The organism is Geobacillus proteiniphilus (assembly GCF_001908025.1).
In the GTDB taxonomy this organism is placed as follows: Bacteria; Bacillota; Bacilli; order Bacillales; family Anoxybacillaceae; genus Geobacillus; species Geobacillus proteiniphilus.
This window is the reverse complement of sequence record NZ_MQMG01000021.1, coordinates 16,115-33,621: the sequence shown is the minus strand read 5'-3', so window position 1 is coordinate 33,621 and position 17,507 is coordinate 16,115. Positions and strand designations below refer to the sequence as shown.

Annotated in this window: 20 protein-coding genes and 1 pseudogene; 15 read left to right on the top strand and 6 right to left on the bottom strand. The window is 53.7% G+C overall.

The genetic code is table 11. The features are described 5' to 3' along the window. Window positions 1–30: 30 nt before the first annotated feature. Both BRO54_RS08900 and BRO54_RS08895 read right to left on the bottom strand, forming a co-directional pair. A pseudogene (locus BRO54_RS08900) lies at window positions 31–603 on the bottom strand (trehalase family glycosidase); the annotation flags it as partial. A 74-nt stretch (window positions 604–677) separates the two neighbouring features. Then, complete coding sequence (locus BRO54_RS08895; protein WP_074043728.1) at window positions 678–884, bottom strand: hypothetical protein; 207 nt, start codon at window positions 882–884, stop codon at window positions 678–680. Window positions 885–1,037: 153 nt separating this feature from the next. On the opposite strand from BRO54_RS08895, the gene BRO54_RS19825 reads away from it, so the two are divergent. From BRO54_RS19825 to BRO54_RS08865, 8 genes are all read left to right on the top strand, one after another. Beyond that, window positions 1,038–1,214 (top strand): hypothetical protein, encoded by a 177-nt coding sequence (locus BRO54_RS19825; RefSeq protein ID WP_161496650.1) that lies wholly within the window; start codon window positions 1,038–1,040, stop codon window positions 1,212–1,214. 46 nt (window positions 1,215–1,260) lie between these two features. Further along, a complete protein-coding gene (locus BRO54_RS08890; protein ID WP_239691235.1) occupies window positions 1,261–2,427 on the top strand; it encodes an RNA-guided endonuclease TnpB family protein in 1,167 nt (388 codons plus the stop codon). Between the two features lie 44 nt (window positions 2,428–2,471). Further along, window positions 2,472–2,639 carry a hypothetical protein gene (locus BRO54_RS19820; protein WP_161496649.1) on the top strand — a complete coding sequence of 56 codons (168 nt, stop codon included), beginning with the start codon at window positions 2,472–2,474 and terminating at the stop codon, window positions 2,637–2,639. Between the two features lie 30 nt (window positions 2,640–2,669). After that, on the top strand, window positions 2,670–2,933 hold the full coding sequence (locus BRO54_RS08885) for a hypothetical protein (RefSeq protein ID WP_079936096.1): 264 nt from the start codon (window positions 2,670–2,672) through the stop codon (window positions 2,931–2,933). A gap of 288 nt (window positions 2,934–3,221) precedes the next feature. After that, the gene (locus BRO54_RS08880) at window positions 3,222–4,880 is read left to right on the top strand and encodes an IS1634 family transposase (RefSeq protein WP_074043727.1); all 1,659 of its coding nucleotides are present in this window, start codon (window positions 3,222–3,224) and stop codon (window positions 4,878–4,880) included. A gap of 252 nt (window positions 4,881–5,132) precedes the next feature. Further along, the gene (locus BRO54_RS08875; RefSeq protein ID WP_074043726.1) at window positions 5,133–5,885 is read left to right on the top strand and encodes an SDR family NAD(P)-dependent oxidoreductase; all 753 of its coding nucleotides are present in this window, start codon (window positions 5,133–5,135) and stop codon (window positions 5,883–5,885) included. 76 nt (window positions 5,886–5,961) lie between these two features. Further along, window positions 5,962–6,732: an SDR family NAD(P)-dependent oxidoreductase gene (locus tag BRO54_RS08870; protein ID WP_074043725.1), complete on the top strand. Its 771-nt coding sequence runs from the start codon at window positions 5,962–5,964 to the stop codon at window positions 6,730–6,732. A 48-nt stretch (window positions 6,733–6,780) separates the two neighbouring features. Continuing rightward, the gene (locus BRO54_RS08865; RefSeq protein ID WP_074043724.1) at window positions 6,781–7,560 is read left to right on the top strand and encodes an enoyl-CoA hydratase/isomerase family protein; all 780 of its coding nucleotides are present in this window, start codon (window positions 6,781–6,783) and stop codon (window positions 7,558–7,560) included. 157 nt (window positions 7,561–7,717) lie between these two features. Here the strand turns inward: BRO54_RS08865 and BRO54_RS08860 are convergent, their stop codons facing one another. From BRO54_RS08860 to BRO54_RS08850, 3 genes are all read right to left on the bottom strand, one after another. Further along, window positions 7,718–8,545: a serine/threonine protein kinase gene (locus tag BRO54_RS08860; RefSeq protein WP_074043723.1), complete on the bottom strand. Its 828-nt coding sequence runs from the start codon at window positions 8,543–8,545 to the stop codon at window positions 7,718–7,720. Then, window positions 8,545–8,742, bottom strand: a complete 198-nt coding sequence (locus BRO54_RS08855; protein ID WP_074043722.1) for a hypothetical protein — start codon at window positions 8,740–8,742, stop codon at window positions 8,545–8,547. The genes BRO54_RS08860 and BRO54_RS08855 overlap by 1 nt, the downstream gene beginning before the upstream one ends. Window positions 8,743–8,861: 119 nt before the next feature. Continuing rightward, complete coding sequence (locus BRO54_RS08850) at window positions 8,862–10,955, bottom strand: DNA topoisomerase III (RefSeq protein ID WP_074043721.1); 2,094 nt, start codon at window positions 10,953–10,955, stop codon at window positions 8,862–8,864. A 216-nt stretch (window positions 10,956–11,171) separates the two neighbouring features. Here BRO54_RS08850 and BRO54_RS08845 point away from each other — a divergent pair, with 216 nt between their 5' ends. The 5 genes from BRO54_RS08845 (at window position 11,172) to BRO54_RS08825 (ending at window position 15,097) form a co-directional block, all read left to right on the top strand. Continuing rightward, window positions 11,172–12,545 (top strand): sensor histidine kinase, encoded by a 1,374-nt coding sequence (locus BRO54_RS08845; RefSeq protein WP_074043720.1) that lies wholly within the window; start codon window positions 11,172–11,174, stop codon window positions 12,543–12,545. Between the two features lie 2 nt (window positions 12,546–12,547). Further along, window positions 12,548–13,228, top strand: a complete 681-nt coding sequence (locus BRO54_RS08840) for a response regulator transcription factor (RefSeq protein WP_074043719.1) — start codon at window positions 12,548–12,550, stop codon at window positions 13,226–13,228. 40 nt (window positions 13,229–13,268) lie between these two features. Next, the gene (locus tag BRO54_RS08835) at window positions 13,269–13,826 is read left to right on the top strand and encodes a TVP38/TMEM64 family protein (RefSeq protein ID WP_074043718.1); all 558 of its coding nucleotides are present in this window, start codon (window positions 13,269–13,271) and stop codon (window positions 13,824–13,826) included. A 290-nt stretch (window positions 13,827–14,116) separates the two neighbouring features. Further along, complete coding sequence (locus BRO54_RS08830; RefSeq protein ID WP_074043717.1) at window positions 14,117–14,683, top strand: YdhK family protein; 567 nt, start codon at window positions 14,117–14,119, stop codon at window positions 14,681–14,683. Window positions 14,684–14,920: 237 nt separating this feature from the next. Continuing rightward, window positions 14,921–15,097, top strand: a complete 177-nt coding sequence (locus tag BRO54_RS08825) for a hypothetical protein (RefSeq protein ID WP_239691234.1) — start codon at window positions 14,921–14,923, stop codon at window positions 15,095–15,097. Window positions 15,098–15,148: 51 nt separating this feature from the next. On the opposite strand, the gene BRO54_RS08820 is transcribed toward BRO54_RS08825, so the two are convergent. Continuing rightward, the gene (locus tag BRO54_RS08820) at window positions 15,149–15,403 is read right to left on the bottom strand and encodes a hypothetical protein (protein ID WP_074043715.1); all 255 of its coding nucleotides are present in this window, start codon (window positions 15,401–15,403) and stop codon (window positions 15,149–15,151) included. A gap of 130 nt (window positions 15,404–15,533) precedes the next feature. Between BRO54_RS08820 and BRO54_RS08815 the strand changes: the two genes are divergently transcribed. Together BRO54_RS08815 and BRO54_RS08810 are read left to right on the top strand one after the other, a co-directional pair. Then, on the top strand, window positions 15,534–16,016 hold the full coding sequence (locus tag BRO54_RS08815; protein WP_074043714.1) for a PH domain-containing protein: 483 nt from the start codon (window positions 15,534–15,536) through the stop codon (window positions 16,014–16,016). Then, on the top strand, window positions 16,006–17,448 hold the full coding sequence (locus tag BRO54_RS08810; RefSeq protein WP_074043713.1) for a PH domain-containing protein: 1,443 nt from the start codon (window positions 16,006–16,008) through the stop codon (window positions 17,446–17,448). The genes BRO54_RS08815 and BRO54_RS08810 overlap by 11 nt, the downstream gene beginning before the upstream one ends. Window positions 17,449–17,507: the final 59 nt, after the last annotated feature.

Genomic DNA, 17,507 nt, shown 5'->3' with positions numbered 1-17,507 from the left:
CCGTTGGCAGCCGTTCCTAGGCCGACTGCCTCAACATACCGTGCACCCAAGAAGGTCAACCGCTATTTTTTGATAGACCGCATTGGTCCAGCCGAACCCTTTTTGCGAAGGGTAGCGGCCGATGGTGCGGATGCTCATGTCGACCACATTATATTTTTCATACATGTTGCCAGTTTCCAAATACACTTTGGTGCAAAGCCGAATCCATCGCCGGGCGATCTCTTGCGCTTCAAGGTCATAGCCGTAGTTTTGCAACCCTTTGATGACAATCCAGTGAAGCGGGGCCCAGCCGTTCGGAAAATCCCATTGAAATCCGGTTTGGACATTGGAGGCAGCCAATCCGCCGGGTTGAAGGAACAAAGGTAAATGCCGGACGACTTTCGCTGCTTGCTGTTTAGAGGCCGCCCGAGCCCATAACGGATAAAAAGCAGCCAACGAATAATAGCAGTGCTGCCGCCCGTTGAGGAAATGAAAATCAAAATACATGCCAAACGACTCGTTCCATAAATATTGATTCATCAAGTCTTTTCGCCGCTTAGCCGCCTGCTCCCATTGTTCCGCTTCGCCGTTTAAAGCTAAAAGGCGGGCAAACGCCGCTAAATCGGTTTCGTACTTTTGAACGCTCTCCCACCTCTAAGCGTGAGCGTAGGTGGGAGAGCGTTCAATTTCCTAGCGGCTCAAAATGCTCGGTCAACAGGCGGAAGATCGATGCCATCCGCCTCTTGGCGGCTGTCAGCCGGCGTCACTTCGATGACCGGCGGCCGACCGTTTTCAAAACCGCGGGCGATGTCGCGAATCGAGCTCATTTCATCGGGAACGCCAATTCCCGGGGTATAGCGCGGCAGGCTGGAAGTGGCGCCGCGTTCTTCCCAAGGCTCTCTCATGAATCAACACCTCCATATTCTCAGTATGGCCATTGATGGATGCCGTATAAATGGAAATCAAATCCTTTCCCGCCAATTTCTTTTGTGGAGCCCTGTCATCTGTTGTAGGCATACTATGGATGACAATATGGGCAACAGGAGGGAAGGAACTCAATGCAGTTCGGGAAAGATGCGATCGAAGCGATTTGGCGCCGCCAGTGCGGAGCGTGGGAGCGGAGCGATGCGGCATGTGTCCAATCATTTTTGGTGGAATGTTTACAGACCTGCGAGCGAGAAAGCCCACTCCTTGAGGGGTGGGATGAAAGCGAGCTGTTTTCTTATATGGAATGATTCTAAAAAAAACGGTATCCTGTAATCGTCACAAGGAGGTGAATCCATGCCCACGATCACACTAAGGCTGGAGCTGCACAAACCAACGAAAGTCAAACAAGACATGTATGAACGGATGACAGAAGTGAATACCGCGTTTGCGAATTGGCTGTTGAATCATCCCGAGCTGAATCAAGCGACGAGCAAACGATTTAAAGAATTTTCATCGCAGCGGTTTCCTTCTGCCGTCGTGAATCAGACGATTCGAGAAGTGAAGTCCCAAAAGAAAAACCAGAAAACAAAGAAGTTTCGAACATTATGGTGTTGCTTTAACAATCAAAACGTAAAGGTGGAAAAGAAAGGAGAGTTCTACACCGTTTCATTCCCCACACTGGAGAAGCGAATTGGCGTGCCAGTGGTCACGCGCCCCTATCAAGAAGCATGGCTGAATCGGCTGCTCGATGGAACCGTCAAACAAGGGGCAGCCAAGCTCTACAAAAAGAGAAAGAAATGGTGCTTGGCTGTTGCGATCACAGTTGAAGTCCAACAACGGGAAGAAACCAAGGTAATGGGAATTGACCTAGGACTTCGCTATATTGCCGTTGCCAGCGTTGGAACGAAATCGTTGTTTTTCAAGGGCAGCCAATGCGCTTTCATTCGCCGACGATATGCGGCTTTGCGTCGAAAGTTGGGCAAAGCCAAGAAGCTCCATATGATTCGCAAAATCGGCCGTAAAGAATCCCGTTGGATGAAGGATGTCAACCACAAAATCAGCCGTCAAATCGTGAATTTTGCCCTCGCCAACGGTGTTGGCGTGATTCGGATGGAAGCGTTGACAGGGATTCGCAAGCGAGCAAAATCGGCCAAAGAAGCGGGGCGAAGCCTTCATTCTTGGGCGTTTCATCAACTGCAAACGATGATCGCCTATAAGGCGGAAATGGCGGGCATTCGGGTGGAGTGGGTGGATCCGACCTACACGAGCCAAACGTGTAAATGCGGACATCGGGAAAAGGGAAATCGTCATGGCATCCACTTCCAATGCAAAAAATGTGGATATACGATTCATGCCGATCTGAATGGCGCGATCAACATCGCCAAAGCGATTTCGGGCTTCGCCGCTGAACCTAGCGCACTGGTCACAGGTGCGCCGCCCATTGGGGTACATCGTAACCCGATGGGACGGGGTGATGACACAACCCTGAACTTGGGCGTTGTCCGAACCAGAAATGGATGAGGGCGCAAACGACCCAAGAATCCCACGCCCTTTAGGCGTGTGGAGTGTCAAAACATAACCTTGATCCGCAAGACGGGCTCAATTGGATCATTGAGCACCGCACCCAGCTTTCTGACGCCGATGCAGTGGTGGACGCGGCACTCCGTTGGGTGAATGAACATACGTCCACTGGCTCCCCGGTGTCAGGAATCGGAGCGGAACAACAAGAGTGAGGCGGCGAACAGGAAAGGGCGGAACAAAGGATGGTATGGGTCATCAAAACAAAACACGAAAATGACCAAGGGGAGACGGTCGGGCTGGAGCTTGAGAGCGAAGATGGCTGGCTTGACGCCAACGTCCGCTGGGACGGATGCATGGAAATTCACTTGTACTTGGTGACGGAGGAAGGCCGCGAACTGAGCGATACGCTCCATACGTGCGATTTGCAGGGGCTGATCGAGCGGTTGCAGTCATTGGATTCCGTGTGTCGATCGTTCTTTTTCCAAATTTCAAGACAGGGGAGCTGATGAAGGCCGAACCGCCGGCAGCGCCGCTGACCTCATCGATGAATGAACGAGGAGCCAAAACCGAGGCTCCTCTTTTTTCCTTAACGGCATGGTGTTCATTGAAGGAAGGAGACGCGTCAGGAGGGGAAGCAGGCTCGATTGCCGTTGGCTTCGTCTTTGTTTGGAGGTGCAGGCTTTTCTGATTAAGACTCACATTTCGCACCCTCTCGACGAAAATCGGGAGGATTTTTTCGTTCCGATGTCGAATGAATCCTTGACACACAAGGAAAGCAAAGGAGTTTGCCCACCATGGATGTTCGAATTCGCGCGATTTATGAAAGTTCCTATTTAAATATAATAAGCACCCTCTTCAAGGATCTTGACCTCCCTCAGCTGATGGATCGGCTGGTTCCGGTGGATCCCCAATGCCAAACCCGAACCAGCGATGCGGTCAAGCTGATCATTCTGGATATCTTGAGCGGTCGTCAAGCGCTCGTTCATTTGGAACGATGGGCGCATGAGATCGATTTGCCGAAGCTGATCCGACCAGGACTAGAGCCCTCTTGGTTCAATGATGATGCGTTGGCTCGTCATCTCGACCGCCTGTATGAGGCCGATATTCACAAGGTCATCAGCACTTGCTTGATTCATATTTATCGGAAAGAAGGCCTTCCTCTCCGAGTATTCCACGCCGATACGACGGACAAGACCGTTTACGGCGCGTATGAATCGGTCTCGTCAGAGGCCCTGCAGATCACGCATGGTTACAACCGGCATCACCTTTGGCAAAAACAGATCGGCTTCGGGCTGATCGGCAACGAGGACGGCATCCCGTTTTACGGCGATGTGCACGACGGCAACGTGCCGGACAAAACGTGGAATCCCGAGGTGCTGTCCCGTGTCCATGAACAGCTCCAACAAGCCAAGATCGAAGACGAATGGATTTATGTGGCCGATTCCGCCGCCATGACGAAAGACACTTTGGCGCAAACCAAAGCGGCGAACGCCTTTTTGATCACGAGAGGCCCTTCGTCGCTCCGAATCGTGAAACAGGCGTTGGCTGAAGCGGATGCTCAGGACACGACGTGGAGCGATCCGTTTTCGCTGGCGGAAAAACACGGCGCCACGTATCGTGTATGGGAAACGGCCGGGACGTATGAAGGCCATCCGGTTCGGCTGGTCGTCGTTGAATCGAGCGCTCTTGACCAACGGAAAGGAAAGACGCTTGAAAAAGAACGAGCAAAAGAAGCGGAGCTTCTTCGCCAGGAACAAGCCCGCTGGGAGCGTCACCCGTTTTCGTGCCGGGAAGACGCCGAACAAGCCTTGGCTTCCCTTTTGTCCTCCCTTCGCCTCCGGTTTCATCGGGTCGAGGCCGTGGTGGAAGAGATCGTGCGTCCGAAAAAACGGCGCGGACGGCCGAAAAAAGGGGCGAACCCGGACATGGAGACGCTGTATCTCCTGCGCCTTGACGTCGAATTCGATCAAGAGGCGTGGGAACAGGCGAGACGGAAAGCGTCCCGGTTTGTCCTTGTCACGACCGTTCCGAAGGAATGGAAGGGCCAACGAATGGATGCCCAAGAGATCTTGAAGTTGTATAAAGGGCAGATCTCCGTGGAAATGAATTTCTCCTTCCTAAAAGATCCGTTCTTTACCGACGAGATTTACGTGAAAAAACCGGAACGAGTGGCGGTGTTGGGCTATTTGTTTCTTCTCGCATTGGCGATTTACCGCGTCTTCCAGCGCCGGGTGCGTCAGTTCATCACACCGGAACGCCCGTTAAAGGGCGCCGGAGGCCGCAAGCTGACCCGACCGACCGGGCAAGCGATTTTTCAGTTGTTTGAGTATGTGAAAGTCGTCCTGTTGGAGCTGCCGGATGGGCACATCCAACGCGCGCTAGGGAAACCGCTCACCTACGAGCAACGAAGGATTCTGCAAGGGTTGGGAATGGATGAGAGCATTTACGTGTAACGTCATACGGAACGACCAGCGATGGTAAAAAAAGGATTACCATCGCTCGTCGTGTTGGTCAAAAAGTTATTCTGAAAAACTAAATAAAAAATCCTTTGTTTCTACCTTGTTAGGGTGCGAAATGTGAGTTAAGATATAAAAATGTTTAAAATATTCTAAATGTGATGTATAATAAAAGAAACAACATACTAACCGGTTGGTATATCGTCTGTTGAAAACGGATTCAGAAGCGGATCGAAAGGTGGGAAGATCATGAGGCTAAAAGGAAAAGCGGCGATTGTCACCGGCGGCGCGAGCGGCATCGGCCGGGCGACGGCGATCCGCTTTGCGGAAGAAGGCGCCAAAGTGGCGGTGAGCGACATCAATGAGGAAGGAGGGGAAGAAACGGTCCGCCTGATTCGGGAAAAAGGAGGGGAGGCGATTTTTGTCCAGACGGATGTCGCCGATTCCAAGCAAGTGAGCCGCCTTGTCCAAACGGCGGTTGATGTCTTTGGCGGCCTACATATTCTCTTTAACAATGCCGGCATCGGCCATTCAGAAGTGCGGAGCACCGACTTGTCTGAAGAAGAGTGGGACCGGGTCATGAACGTTAATTTGAAAGGAGTGTTCCTCGGCATCAAATACGCGGTGCCGGCACTGAAAGCATCCGGGGGTGGGGCGATTGTCAACACAGCAAGCCTGCTCGGGCTGAAGGGAAAAAAATATCAAGCCGCCTACAACGCATCAAAAGCAGGCGTCATTTTGTTAACACAAAATGCAGCATTGGAATACGGGAAATTTAACATTCGCGTCAACGCCATTGCGCCGGGGGTCATTGATACGAACATCATTACGCCGTGGAAACAAGATGCGCGCAAATGGCCGATCATCTCGAAAGCGAACGCCCTCGGCCGCATCGGGACACCAGAGGAAGTGGCGAACGCGGTGTTGTTTTTGGCGTCCGATGAGGCGTCGTTTATCACCGGCGCGACATTGTCGGTCGACGGCGGCGGACTGACGTTTTAGCGGCCCGAAGTTTGAAAAAAGAAGGGCAGGCCCAAACGGCCGGGCTAGCAACATGAAATGAGGGGAGAGGAAAACGATGCGTTTTTTGAATACCGTGGCAGTGGTCACAGGAGGAGGCAGCGGCATCGGCAAGGCGACGGCCCTCCGTTTTGCTAAAGAAGGCGCCACTGTCGTACTTGTCGGCCGTACAGCAACGAAACTGGAGGAGGCTGCAGCAGAAATCGCGCGTCTCGGGACGCCGGGGGGCGCTGACCGGTTTGCGGCGGATGTCACCGACCGCGAACAAGTGAAAGCGTTGGCCGAGTATGTCCGACAGCGGTACGGCGATTTGCATGTGCTTGTCAATAACGCCGGCATCTCCACCCATGCGAGATGGCTTGAGTTGACGGAACAAGAGTGGGATGACGTTCAACGCATCAACATCAAAAGCGTGTTTCTCGTTTCACAAGCGCTCGCTTCACTGATGATCGAAGGGGCAAAACGCGAGCGCGCCAACCGGGCGATTGTGAACGTGGCGTCATTGTCCGGCCATCAGGCCGGGGCGGAAATTCCGCACTACAGCGCGGCGAAAGCAGGGGTCATCAACTTGACCAAATCGCTCGCTTTGGAGCTGGCGCCATATGGCATTCGCGTCAATTCCGTCTCGCCCGGCTTTGTCGAGACGCCGCTTACCGAGCGCGGCCTGCAAAACGAGCGGTTTGTCAAAGCCATCGAGCGCAACACCGCCTTAGGCCGAGTCGGGACGCCGGAGGAAATTGCGAACGTCATTGCGTTTCTTGCTTCTAACGAAGCCTCATACATGACCGGTTCCGATGTGCTCGTCGATGGCGGTTGGCTGATCAAATAAAGAGTTGCGTCAAATTCCATCCAAACACTAAAAGAAAGGGAGAGGAACATGGAAACGCCTCATTTGCTTGTGGAACAATCCGGATCGATATTATGGTTGACGCTGAATCGCCCGGAGCGGCTCAATGCCTTCAGCCCGGAGATGATTGCCGGACTAACGCAGGAAATCGAACGCGCCGCGGCGGATGATGCCGTCCGCGTCATCGTCTTATCCGGCGCTGGGCGGGCGTTTTGCGCCGGCGGGGATGTGAAAACGATGGGGCAGTCGAGCGCCCCGCAGGCGTATGAGCATATCGGCCGACTCAATCGGCTCATTTTGGCGATGAAATCATGCGAGAAACCGATCATTGCCGCCGTGCACGGCGTGGCGGCCGGGGCAGGGTTCAATTTGGCGCTGGCTTGCGATTTGATCCTCGCGGCCGAAGACAGTCAATTCATTTTGAGCTTTGCGAAAGTCGGTCTTGTCTCCGACGGTGGCGGGTCGTATTGGCTCCCGCGGCTTGTCGGCCCGCATTTGGCGAAACAGTTTTTCTTCACCGCCGAGCCGATTCCGGCCCGCCGCTTGTACGAGTTAGGCGTCTTAAGCGAAGTCGTTCCAGCCGAGGGGCTGCGCGAAGCGGTGGAAACGCTCGCTTTGCAGTTGGCTAGCGGTCCGACGAAAGCGATCGGCAAACAAAAACGGCTGGTCGAGCACGCGTTGACCGCCACACTGGAAGAGATTCTCGAGGAAGAGCGGCTCATTCAAGGATTGATGGTGGAAACCGAAGACCATCGCGAAGGGGTGGCGGCGTTCAAAGAAAAACGGAAACCGTTGTTTTTAGGGAAGTAAGCTACTTCCAACCAGCGCGAACGTTTGTTTTAAGAAGGCTGCCGCCTCGACTTGCACGAACATGGAATCAGCCCCTCTTCCTGCCCATAGGCGGGCGGCGAGGGGCTTTTCGTTCGATGCAACGGTTTTCATTGATTCGAAGAGGTTCTATGTTCTGTTAGTGTGCCTTGGCTTGGGTTGCGTTGTGTTCGGCCAACAGCCGATCCACGTCGCCGAGCAACTCGTCGACGTTGTCGTACGGCGGATCAAGCTGCAACATCTTCCGCAAGATCCTACGGGCGTTCATCGACAAATCGAGTTCTTCTTCCCAGCTTTTTTCCTCGTCACTCGTCGGTTCATAGGCAGAATACAATAAAAACAAGGTGAAGTGTCCAAGGGCATAGAAATCGCTTCGTGGATGCGGTTCGCGCCGCAGTCGCTTCTCAAGCGGGTCGTCATCGCGGAAATCCACCGGTTCGCCGATGCGGCAGGCTAAGCCGAAATCGATGATCGCCGCCGTTCCATCGCGCCAAATGATGTTCGGGATGCGCAAATCGCGGTGGACGATGCCGAAAGCATGGACGTGCCGGACGACCTCAAGCACCTTCTTTAACAATCGAAACGCCTCTTGTTCCGTGTACTTGGCTTCCAGCTTGAAAATCTGGTCTTCCACCGTTTCTCCGTCGATATACTCCATCACGAGATGCGGCTGTCCGCGCTCCACAAACCGATCATACAGCCTCGGAATTTGCGGGTGGCGCAAACGGGCAAGCAGATCCGCTTCGCGCTGAAGCAAGCGGCGGCCGTCTTCTCCTTTTGTCCGCCGCGCTTGTTTGATGACGACAAGACGGCCTGTCAGGTGATCGCACCCTTTGTAGGCGATGCCGTAGCTTCCCATCCCGAGCTCTTCGATGACTTCATAGCGGCCAGAAAGCACATCCCCGCTCCGATGCGGCCGGTCAAACCAGCGGGCGATGAGCGGATGGCGTTCGAAAAAGCGTTTCATCAGCTGCCGAAGAAGCTTGAGAAGAAACTGCCGCTATGATGTTTCTTTTTGTAGTGATGGTGTCCGTACTGGGACGGGTGATGGTGCGAGTGATGCGTCGGGTTGTAATGATGGTGGTCGCTGCTGCTGTAATGTTTATGGTAGTGCGACGGATGATGGGGATGGCCTAAAAGTGCTTTTAGCAATTTTTTCAACATCGCGATCGCTCCTTTGCCATAGATTTACCTATATATACGAGGCAATGAGAAGGAGGTTTCAGATTCAAAGATGCAAATGAAACCGCCAGGGGCATAGCCCCTAGCGCGGTATGGCAACCTCATTCCTCTTTTTCGTTCAACGCCTGCTTGAGCAGCTCTCCTAAACTCGTGCCAAACGATTCGTTGGACGGGCTGTATTTTTTGAGAAGCGCCCGTTCGCTTCCTTTGGCTGCTATGCGTTTCGTCTCGTCCGCTTTTTCGACAATATTGCACGGGCGGCATTGGAAATAGAGCCCGGCTTTTCCTTCGTGCATTTCCATGCGCCGGTGGCATTGCGGGCAGCGGCGGTTCGACAGTTTCGGGTCGCGCCGGCGGCGGTAGCGGCACGCTAAGTTCGAGCAGACAAGCATCCGTCCGTCTTTCGTTTTCCGCTCTTTTAAAAGCGCGCCGCATTCTGGGCACGTGAGATTCGTGAGGTTCGGCGCTCTGTACGTCTGCTCGCTCTGCTTGATTTCGGCGACAAGCGCTTCGGTTTGCCGACGGATGTTCGCCAAAAATTGCTTCGGGTTTCCTTTTCCGTGGGCGATCGCCTCAAGCTCACGCTCCCAGCGGGCGGTCAATTCCGGCGATTTCAACTCTTCATTGACGAGCTCAATCAGCTGTTTCCCTTTTTTCGTCGGATAAAACCGTCCGTCTTTTCGCTCGACCACTTCGGTTTCGACCAGCCGTTCGATGATGTCCGCTCTTGTCGCCGGCGTGCCGAGCCCGTATTTCTCCATTTGCGCGAGCAAATCGGCTTCCGAATAACGGGCGGGCGGTTCGGTAAACGATTGTTCCCTCTCAAGCTGCACCGATGGGAGCGTCTGACCTTCCGCGAGGTGTGACAACGTCGGTTTGGCATCCGTTTCTTCTTTGCCGAGAACGGCTTTAAATCCGAAGTTCACAACCGCCGTCTCCTTGGCGACAAACATTTCGCCGCCGATGTCAAAGACAGCTGTCGTCGTTTCGGATTCATACGGCGGGAAAAACAGCGCCAAAAAGCGACGGGCGATGAGATCATACAGCTTGCGCTCATCAGTCGACAGCCTGCTAAGGTTGAGCCGCTCATCCGTTGGAATGATGGCGTGATGATCGGTCACTTTGTCATCGTTAAATACCCGCTTGGCTGCTTTGGCTTTGCCTTTGGCAAGGAGCGGAGCGATGACGTCCTCATAACCGGATTTCATCGCCAACAACCGCTCGGTCATCGTCGCTTCCATATCGCTTGGCAAATAACGCGAATCGGTGCGCGGGTACGTGACGAGCTTGTGTTGTTCATACAGCCGCTGCAACACCGAGAGCGTCTTTTTTGCCGAAAAACCAAACCGCTTGTTCGCCTCCCGCTGCAGCTCGGTTAAATCATACGGCAGCGGGGCGGGCTCGCTTTTTCGTTTCCGCTTGACCGACACGACGCGCGCCGGCTGACCGTCAAGGCGGGCGACAAGCTGCTTCGCTTCGTCTTGGTCAAACAGACGATGTTCTCCATGTCGCTCCCATACGGCCGTGATGGAACCGATCTTGGCCCGAATCGTCCAATATGGCACGGGAACGAACGATTGGATCTCGCGTTCGCGCTCGATGATCATTGCGAGCGTTGGTGTCTGCACGCGCCCGGCCGAAAGCGGGTCGTTGTATTTCGTCGTCAAGGCGCGCGTCACGTTCAGCCCGATCAGCCAGTCGGCTTCGGCGCGGCAGACAGCGGATTCGTACAGCCGGTCAAATTGCGCCCCGGGCTTTAGTTGGCGGAAGCCGTCGCGGATGGCGCGGTCGGTTTGTGACGAAATCCATAGCCGCCAAATCGGCTTGTTCCAGCCGATCATCTGCAAAATCCAGCGCGCCACAAGCTCCCCTTCACGGCCGGCGTCGGTCGCAATGACGCAATCTTTCACATCCGGTCGTTTTGCCAACCGTTCAATGGCGCGAAACTGGTGGCTCGTTTGCGGGATGACTTTCAAACCCATTTTCTTTGGGATGATCGGCAAGTCCTCCAACCGCCATGTTTCGTATTTCCGGTCGTAGTCTTCCGGCATCTTCAGCTCAACTAAGTGGCCGAGCGCCCAAGTGACGATGTAGCGCGGCCCTTCAAAATATTGTTTGTGCGTTTCTTTGCAGCCGAGCGCGCGGGCGATGTCGCGGGCGACGCTCGGCTTTTCTGCTAACACGAGCGATTTCATCAATAAACCCCTTTCTGTCGTCTCCAAATGAGCACAGTCTGTTTTTTAGTATAATGGAAGAACGAGAAAGACGCATCCGCCAAGGTTTGTCTCCTTGGCGGGACAAGACGCCTTGGCGCGGCGCGAATGCCGCATCTCCACACTTTTTGCACATTTGCCAAATAAAATAGTAAAATTAAAATGACATTCGGGCTTGATGGATGAGGAGAGGAATCCGTGCGAAAACTGTCATGGAAACTCGGAATGCTGTTTTTTGCCTTTGTCTTGGCCATTGAAATGGTGCTGTTCGTTTCCCTCTACGCTACGCTCGTCCATGCGCGCATCGAGGAAGAATTCGCGCAGCTGTTGGCGCGGGGAAACAGCCACCGCAACGTCTTGGAGAAAAATGACGACCGAACGACGTTGGCGCATGTCGTGATGATGGAATCAGAGGCGGAAACCGATGTCGCCATCACTGACGCCCGGCGCCGGATTGTATCGGCTTCTAAAGGTATTGTTCCGTTTGCCAAGCGCATCATTCCTTTAACGAACGGTCGCCATATTCCCCGCCGGGGGATGATGGTCGAAACCGACTGGAAGCGGGCGTCGCATATCGCCGCCGTCAGCCCGATTCAAATCAGAGGCGAAACGAGAGGATATGTGTATATGTTTCAAGACACCCGCTCGATTCGGACGATGGTGTATAAACTGAAGCATCATTTTATCGTCGTTGGCGTGCTGTCGGTGGCGATCACCGTGTTGACAATCGCCTTTTTCTCTCGCGCCATCACGATGCCGCTCCTTCGCATGAAACGGGCGACCGAGGCGCTCAGCCATGGGGATTTTTCCGTCCGCCTCGAGATGAAAGGCAACGACGAGCTGGCGCAACTAGGGAGAGCGATTCAAACGCTGGCCAACGATTTGGCGTATTTGAAACAAGAGCGGAGCGAATTTTTAGCGAGCATCTCTCATGAATTGCGCACGCCGCTGACGTATGTGAAAGGATACGCCGACATTGCTAGGCGTCCGCATCTGTCTGAGGAGGAACGGGCGAACTATGTGGCGATCATTTACGAAGAAGCGGAAAAGATCGAAAAAATGGTCAAAGACTTGTTTGAATTAGCAAAACTGGAGCAACACTCGTTCCAGATTGAAAAGCAGCCGACTAATCTTTGTTCGTTTTTGGCAAAATTGTGTAAAAAACTGCGCCCCGCGTTTCAGGAAAAATCGCTGTCGCTTGTGTGCCAGTGCCCTGGTTCGGTCACGGCCGCGATCGATCGGCAGCGGTTTGAGCAAGTGATGATCAACGTGCTTGACAATGCGCGAAAGTATGCGTATTCCGGCACGACGGTGGCCGTCGCCATTCACCTGCAAAAGCAGGGAATCGTCATTACCGTGTCCGATGAAGGAGTCGGCATTCCGCCGGAAGACGTGCCCCGTATTTTCGAGCGGTTTTACCGGGTCGATAAATCACGATCGCGGACAAGCGGCGGGACCGGACTCGGTTTGGCGATTGCCAAAGAAATCGTCGAGGCGCACGGGGGAACGATCACTGCTAGAAGCGAACAAGGAAAAGGAACGACCATCTTCATTACGCTGCCGGAGGGATAACAATGTATACGTTGTTGTTGGTCGATGATGAAGAGCGGATGCTTGATTTATTGGAATTGTATTTAGCGCCGAACGGCTACCGCTGCGTGAAACGGCGTTCGGGAGCGGAGGCGATTGACTATTTGCGGCGCCATCATGCGGATTTGGTGTTGCTCGATGTGATGATGCCCGAGCTCGACGGATGGGAGACGTGCCGCCGCATTCGTTCGTTTTCGCATGTTCCGATTATGATGGTCACGGCCCGCGACGAGACGGCGGATATCGTCCAAGGGTTGAAAATCGGAGCGGACGATTATGTCACAAAGCCGTTTGATGAGGCGGAGCTGCTTGCCCGCATTGAAGCGGTGCTGCGCCGCACGGTGGGTGGCCGCTCGGCTATCCGCACGGCCGGGCTTGTGTGGGATGAAGAGGAGCATACGGTCCGCTACGAAGACAAGCTGATTGCGTTGACACCGAAAGAGTTCGCTATTTTGGGTCTGCTGTTAAAACACCCGAATCAAGTGTTCAGCCGCGGGCAAATTATCGCATCGCTATGGGGCTATCTCGCTGACACGGAAGAGCGGACCGTAGATTCCCACATTAAAAACATCCGCGAAAAATTGCGTAAAGCGGGATTCCCGGCGGACGAATATTTGCAGACGGTCTGGGGCGTCGGCTACAAATGGGAAGGGCGCAAGTCGTAACCGGCGCCGCTTCTAGGAAAGAGAGGCGTTTCTTATAGTCATGAAAGACAGGATGATCGATGTCCTTCAAGCATATGACGAGACCGCGTTTCTCCTCAGCCTGCTTTGTAATCTCGCCATCAGCGTGCTCGGGGTCGTACCAAGCGCCTTTTTGACTGCCGCCAATTTGACCGTTTTCGGATTTTGGCCCGGCTTTTGGGTGTCGTTTGCCGGCGAGGCGCTCGGAGCGGTCGTCTCGTTTGTCTTGTATCGAAAAGGACTTCGCCGATGGAGCCAAACCACATGGCTTTCCCATCCCAAGGTGAAGCCGTTGCTTCATGCCAGTGGCAAGGAGGCGTTTGGGCTCATTTTCGCGCTTCGACTGTTGCCGTTTGTGCCATCAGGGGTGGTAACGTTTGTCGCCGCCATCGGCCGCACGTCCTTCCTCGTCTTTGCGGCCGCCAGTTCGCTCGGCAAGCTCCCAGCTTTATGGATGGAAGCGTATGCTGTCGATCAGGTGATCCGCGTCACGTGGCAAGGAAAACTCATTCTTGCTGTTTTATCCGGAGCCATGTTTTTGTTTATTTGGCGGAAGATAAGGAAAAAGATGCCTGGATGAAACGGAGAAGCGGAAACAGCAGGCTCCCGCTCCCTCTTCCGTTTAAGGCGGTGGAAGAGACTTTGTATACTTAAAAACAGGGGAAATCCGCTGCGGCCATCTGCCGTCTTCCTGCGTCCAGGGCTCATCGGTTCCTCTTGCACCACAGCCTGCAGCTCCACAGACCGGCAAACCTCGCCTTTCCATCACATGTTTACATGCACGGTCGCCACTTTTTGCACGATCAAGGCCATCTCCATAAAATCTGCACAAATGCCGGGTATGCTAACAAGGCAAGGAGGGTGAAAACGATGAAAAAATTAAAAATGTTGCTAGGCACAACTTCGGTCATGGCAGCGCTCTTGCTATCCGCCTGCACCGGTGCAGACGACAACAAAGCGCCAAAGGAAAATACGGCTTCTCACACCGGTCATGAGGGAATGAACCACTCGGGTTCAGGAGAGGTGCCGGCTGGATTGAAGGAAGCGAAACAACCAAAGTATCCGATTGGAAGCCAAGTCATCATCCATGCGGATCATATGCCGGGAATGGATGGAGCCAAGGCGACTGTCACCGGTGCCTTTGACACGATCGTCTATACGGTCACATACACTCCAACCACGGGCGGGAAACCAGTGAAAAACCATAAATGGGTCATCCATGAAGAAATCGAAAACGCCGGTGACAAACCGTTTCAGCCGGGCGATGAAGTCGTCTTGAATGCCGATCACATGGAAGGGATGAAAGGTGCCAAAGCGGTCATTGATTCGGCGAAACAAACGACGGTGTATATGGTCGATTTCATCGATACGGAAACCGGTAAAAAAGTGACAAACCACAAATGGGTGACCGAAGACGAGCTGTCGCCGGCCAAATAACGAATAGTCATCAGTGTTTAAGAAAAACGCGCAGCCATTTCCCTTGGAGCATAGGGGAATGGCTTGTTTTTTTTCGGCTCATTCGTGAAAATTGTGGTATAATTGTACGCAAATTCCTTATTTTTTCAAAAATAGACACAGGCGGCTTCACCTGCTGTCTCATGGATCGATCGGGAAACCCAAGGAAGAAAGGAAGAAACGATGCGGCGATTTTGGTTGGGAGTTATGTGGTTTTCAGTGGTTTGGGTGCTTTACGGCATCGGAGCGGCAGGGTATCGTTTATGGACGGAACACCGGATGGACGGACAGGCGTTGATTCTCGCGCTCGGCATGGCGATCATGGCCTGGCGCGCATGGGACGAATATCGTGGGAACGGTTGGACACGGAAAAAGGAAGACGGGCGCCATAAATGATGAAAAGACGCCCGCCTGCAGCGATCGCTCGAGCGAAAGGAGGCGGTTTGGTTACGCCGTTCGCCCGGGCGCTTTTGTTTCCAGGCGCCGGCGCTGTTTTTCTTTGATGGCTGTATACATAGCCAGAACACTTAAGATCGCCAAGCAAAGGATGGAACCGAAGCGATGCTCATTTTCGAATAAAAATTCAATCCAAATCGCTCCGAGCGATACGACCGCCACGATTGTCGTGTACGGGAAGCCTTTCGTTTGGAAAAACGGCTTCGTTTCATCGATGTACTTTTTCACTTTTATGCGGTTAAGCAAAAAAGATAGTTTCAGAATATAATAGTTAGGTCATTCTGTCAACGATTTGTGAAAAACGACATCGCCAACATGGAAAGCTTTTGTTATACTGGAAATGAAGTTCACCTCACGAAAAAAGGAGATTCGAAGAATGCTTCATGACAGCGGCAAACCGATTTCGATCAAAGCGGTCACCGTGTGGCGCTTGACCGGAGCGCTAGGGGCAGCGGCTTCCGGTGTGGTCATCGGGGGAGTCGCGTTTTTGATCTCACGCTTTCATGCTCCTAGTTGGCTATTTGCGGTTTTGGCCGGCGCTTGGGTGGTGGAAGCGATCGTATGGATGGTCTGGCTTCCTCCGTTGCGGCAAAGACGGTGGCGCTATGACATTCGCGAAGAAGAGATTGACATTCAGCGAGGGGTCTGGTCCATCAGACGGACGCTCATCCCGATGGCCCGCGTTCAGTACGTCGATGTGCGGCAAGGTCCGCTTCTCAAGCGGTACGGGTTGGCTTCCATCGCGGTGTTCACGGCGGCGGCCGCTCATGAAATTCCCGCTCTTCCGATGGAAGAAGCAGAGCGGCTTTGCTGCTTGATTGCTGAGTGGGCGAAGGTGGCGGATGAAGATGACGCCTAGACGCCGCCTTCATCCCATTGCGATTATAGCGGGAGTAGGAAAAGAACTGAAAAGCATGGTCGTTCCGCTCCTCGTGATCATGGTTGCCGGCAGCCGCAATGATTTTTCATGGCGCGATCTCATCGTGCCGCTTGTGGCTGTGGCCTATACGATGGTCATGGGGATTCTTTCGTGGATTCGCTTTACCTACGAATGGAACGAAGACAACTTGCTCGTGGAAGAAGGAGTGTTTGTCCGCAAAAGGCGTTCGATTCCGCTGGAGCGCATTCATGGGATTTCGGTGACAGAGGGAATATGGCAGCGGATGGCGGGAGTTGTTCAAGTACATATTGAGGCGGCGGGCGATGCCCTCGGTGAAGCAGAAGTGACGCTTCGGGCCATATCAAGGGAAGAAGCTCGCCGCCTGCAACGATGCGTTGAACAGGCGAAAAACAAGGCGGAAAACGCCGCCCATCCGGAACCACTCGCGAACCGCCCACATCCTGCTCTGTTTACCTTATCGATGAAAGAAGTATGGGTGGCTTCTTTGACAAGCGGTGGGGCGCTTGGCGTGGTCGCCGCTTTATGTGCGTTTTTGTCGCAATTTAGCGACTTCATTCCGTATGAAGCGCTTGTCCGTGATATTCAGTCGACATGGAACGGACATGGACGATGGTATATTGGTCTATTCATCTTGTCTATTCTCTTGGCCGCCTATGGAGTAGCCGTTGTACAAAATATGATCCGGTACGCTTCGTTTGTCGTGCGGAAACAAGAAGACACGATTGTGATTGCCCGCGGATGGTTGGAACGAAAAGCGGTGTCCGTCCCTGTTGCCCGCGTCCAAGGTGTCGTCATTCATGAGAATTGGCTGCGCCGTTTTTTCGGATACGCCTCTGTGTCCATTATTCATGCCGGAGGGAGACTGGATGGCGGCGGGGCAGGGGATGTTGTTCTTTGCCCGCTTGTCGAAAAGAGGAGAGTCGCGTCGATCATTCAAGCTTGTTTGCCCGAGTACGATCTCGATGCCCACTTTCATCCATTGCCGAAACGGGCTCAACGCCGCTACATGCTTCGTCCGCTTGTTTGGCTCGTGATTCCAACCATCTTGGTGGCGTATATGGAACGCCCATGGGGCATGGCCGCTTTGTTCGTGCTGCCATTAGGGGCATGGATCGGCACCCGCCGCTTTCGAATCGCGGGTTGGGCGCTTTCGTCGAGGCAGCTGGCACTTCGAAGCGGGTGGTTTCGGCAAACGACGACGTATTTGTTGAAACGCCATGTTCAATCGCTCGAAGCATCGGCGACCTGGTGGCAAAGGCGAAAACGGCTGGCGACAATCTCGGCTTCCGTCATGCCGATCGGCACCCGCGCCCGCGTCGTGGATGTGGATGAAGAGGATGCGGCTTCGATCTATCGCTGGCTGCAAGGGGAAAAGGGGGACCAAACATGATGAAGGCCTTTCTTCACGGGCTAATCCTTGCGTTTGGACTCATTTCTTGATGCCGCAGT

Coding starts and splice junctions, on each gene's coding strand:
- BRO54_RS08855 (WP_074043722.1), bottom strand. CDS start 8,742: ATGTTGAAAAAATTGCTAAAAGCACTTTTAGGCCATCCCCATCATCCG.
- BRO54_RS08815 (WP_074043714.1), top strand. CDS start 15,534: ATGCTTCATGACAGCGGCAAACCGATTTCGATCAAAGCGGTCACCGTG.
- BRO54_RS08875 (WP_074043726.1), top strand. CDS start 5,133: ATGAGGCTAAAAGGAAAAGCGGCGATTGTCACCGGCGGCGCGAGCGGC.
- BRO54_RS19825 (WP_161496650.1), top strand. CDS start 1,038: ATGCAGTTCGGGAAAGATGCGATCGAAGCGATTTGGCGCCGCCAGTGC.
- BRO54_RS08885 (WP_079936096.1), top strand. CDS start 2,670: ATGGTATGGGTCATCAAAACAAAACACGAAAATGACCAAGGGGAGACG.
- BRO54_RS08830 (WP_074043717.1), top strand. CDS start 14,117: ATGAAAAAATTAAAAATGTTGCTAGGCACAACTTCGGTCATGGCAGCG.
- BRO54_RS08860 (WP_074043723.1), bottom strand. CDS start 8,545: ATGAAACGCTTTTTCGAACGCCATCCGCTCATCGCCCGCTGGTTTGAC.
- BRO54_RS08895 (WP_074043728.1), bottom strand. CDS start 884: ATGAGAGAGCCTTGGGAAGAACGCGGCGCCACTTCCAGCCTGCCGCGC.
- BRO54_RS08850 (WP_074043721.1), bottom strand. CDS start 10,955: ATGAAATCGCTCGTGTTAGCAGAAAAGCCGAGCGTCGCCCGCGACATC.
- BRO54_RS08870 (WP_074043725.1), top strand. CDS start 5,962: ATGCGTTTTTTGAATACCGTGGCAGTGGTCACAGGAGGAGGCAGCGGC.
- BRO54_RS08835 (WP_074043718.1), top strand. CDS start 13,269: ATGAAAGACAGGATGATCGATGTCCTTCAAGCATATGACGAGACCGCG.
- BRO54_RS08865 (WP_074043724.1), top strand. CDS start 6,781: ATGGAAACGCCTCATTTGCTTGTGGAACAATCCGGATCGATATTATGG.
- BRO54_RS08840 (WP_074043719.1), top strand. CDS start 12,548: ATGTATACGTTGTTGTTGGTCGATGATGAAGAGCGGATGCTTGATTTA.
- BRO54_RS08810 (WP_074043713.1), top strand. CDS start 16,006: ATGACGCCTAGACGCCGCCTTCATCCCATTGCGATTATAGCGGGAGTA.
- BRO54_RS08890 (WP_239691235.1), top strand. CDS start 1,261: ATGCCCACGATCACACTAAGGCTGGAGCTGCACAAACCAACGAAAGTC.
- BRO54_RS08880 (WP_074043727.1), top strand. CDS start 3,222: ATGGATGTTCGAATTCGCGCGATTTATGAAAGTTCCTATTTAAATATA.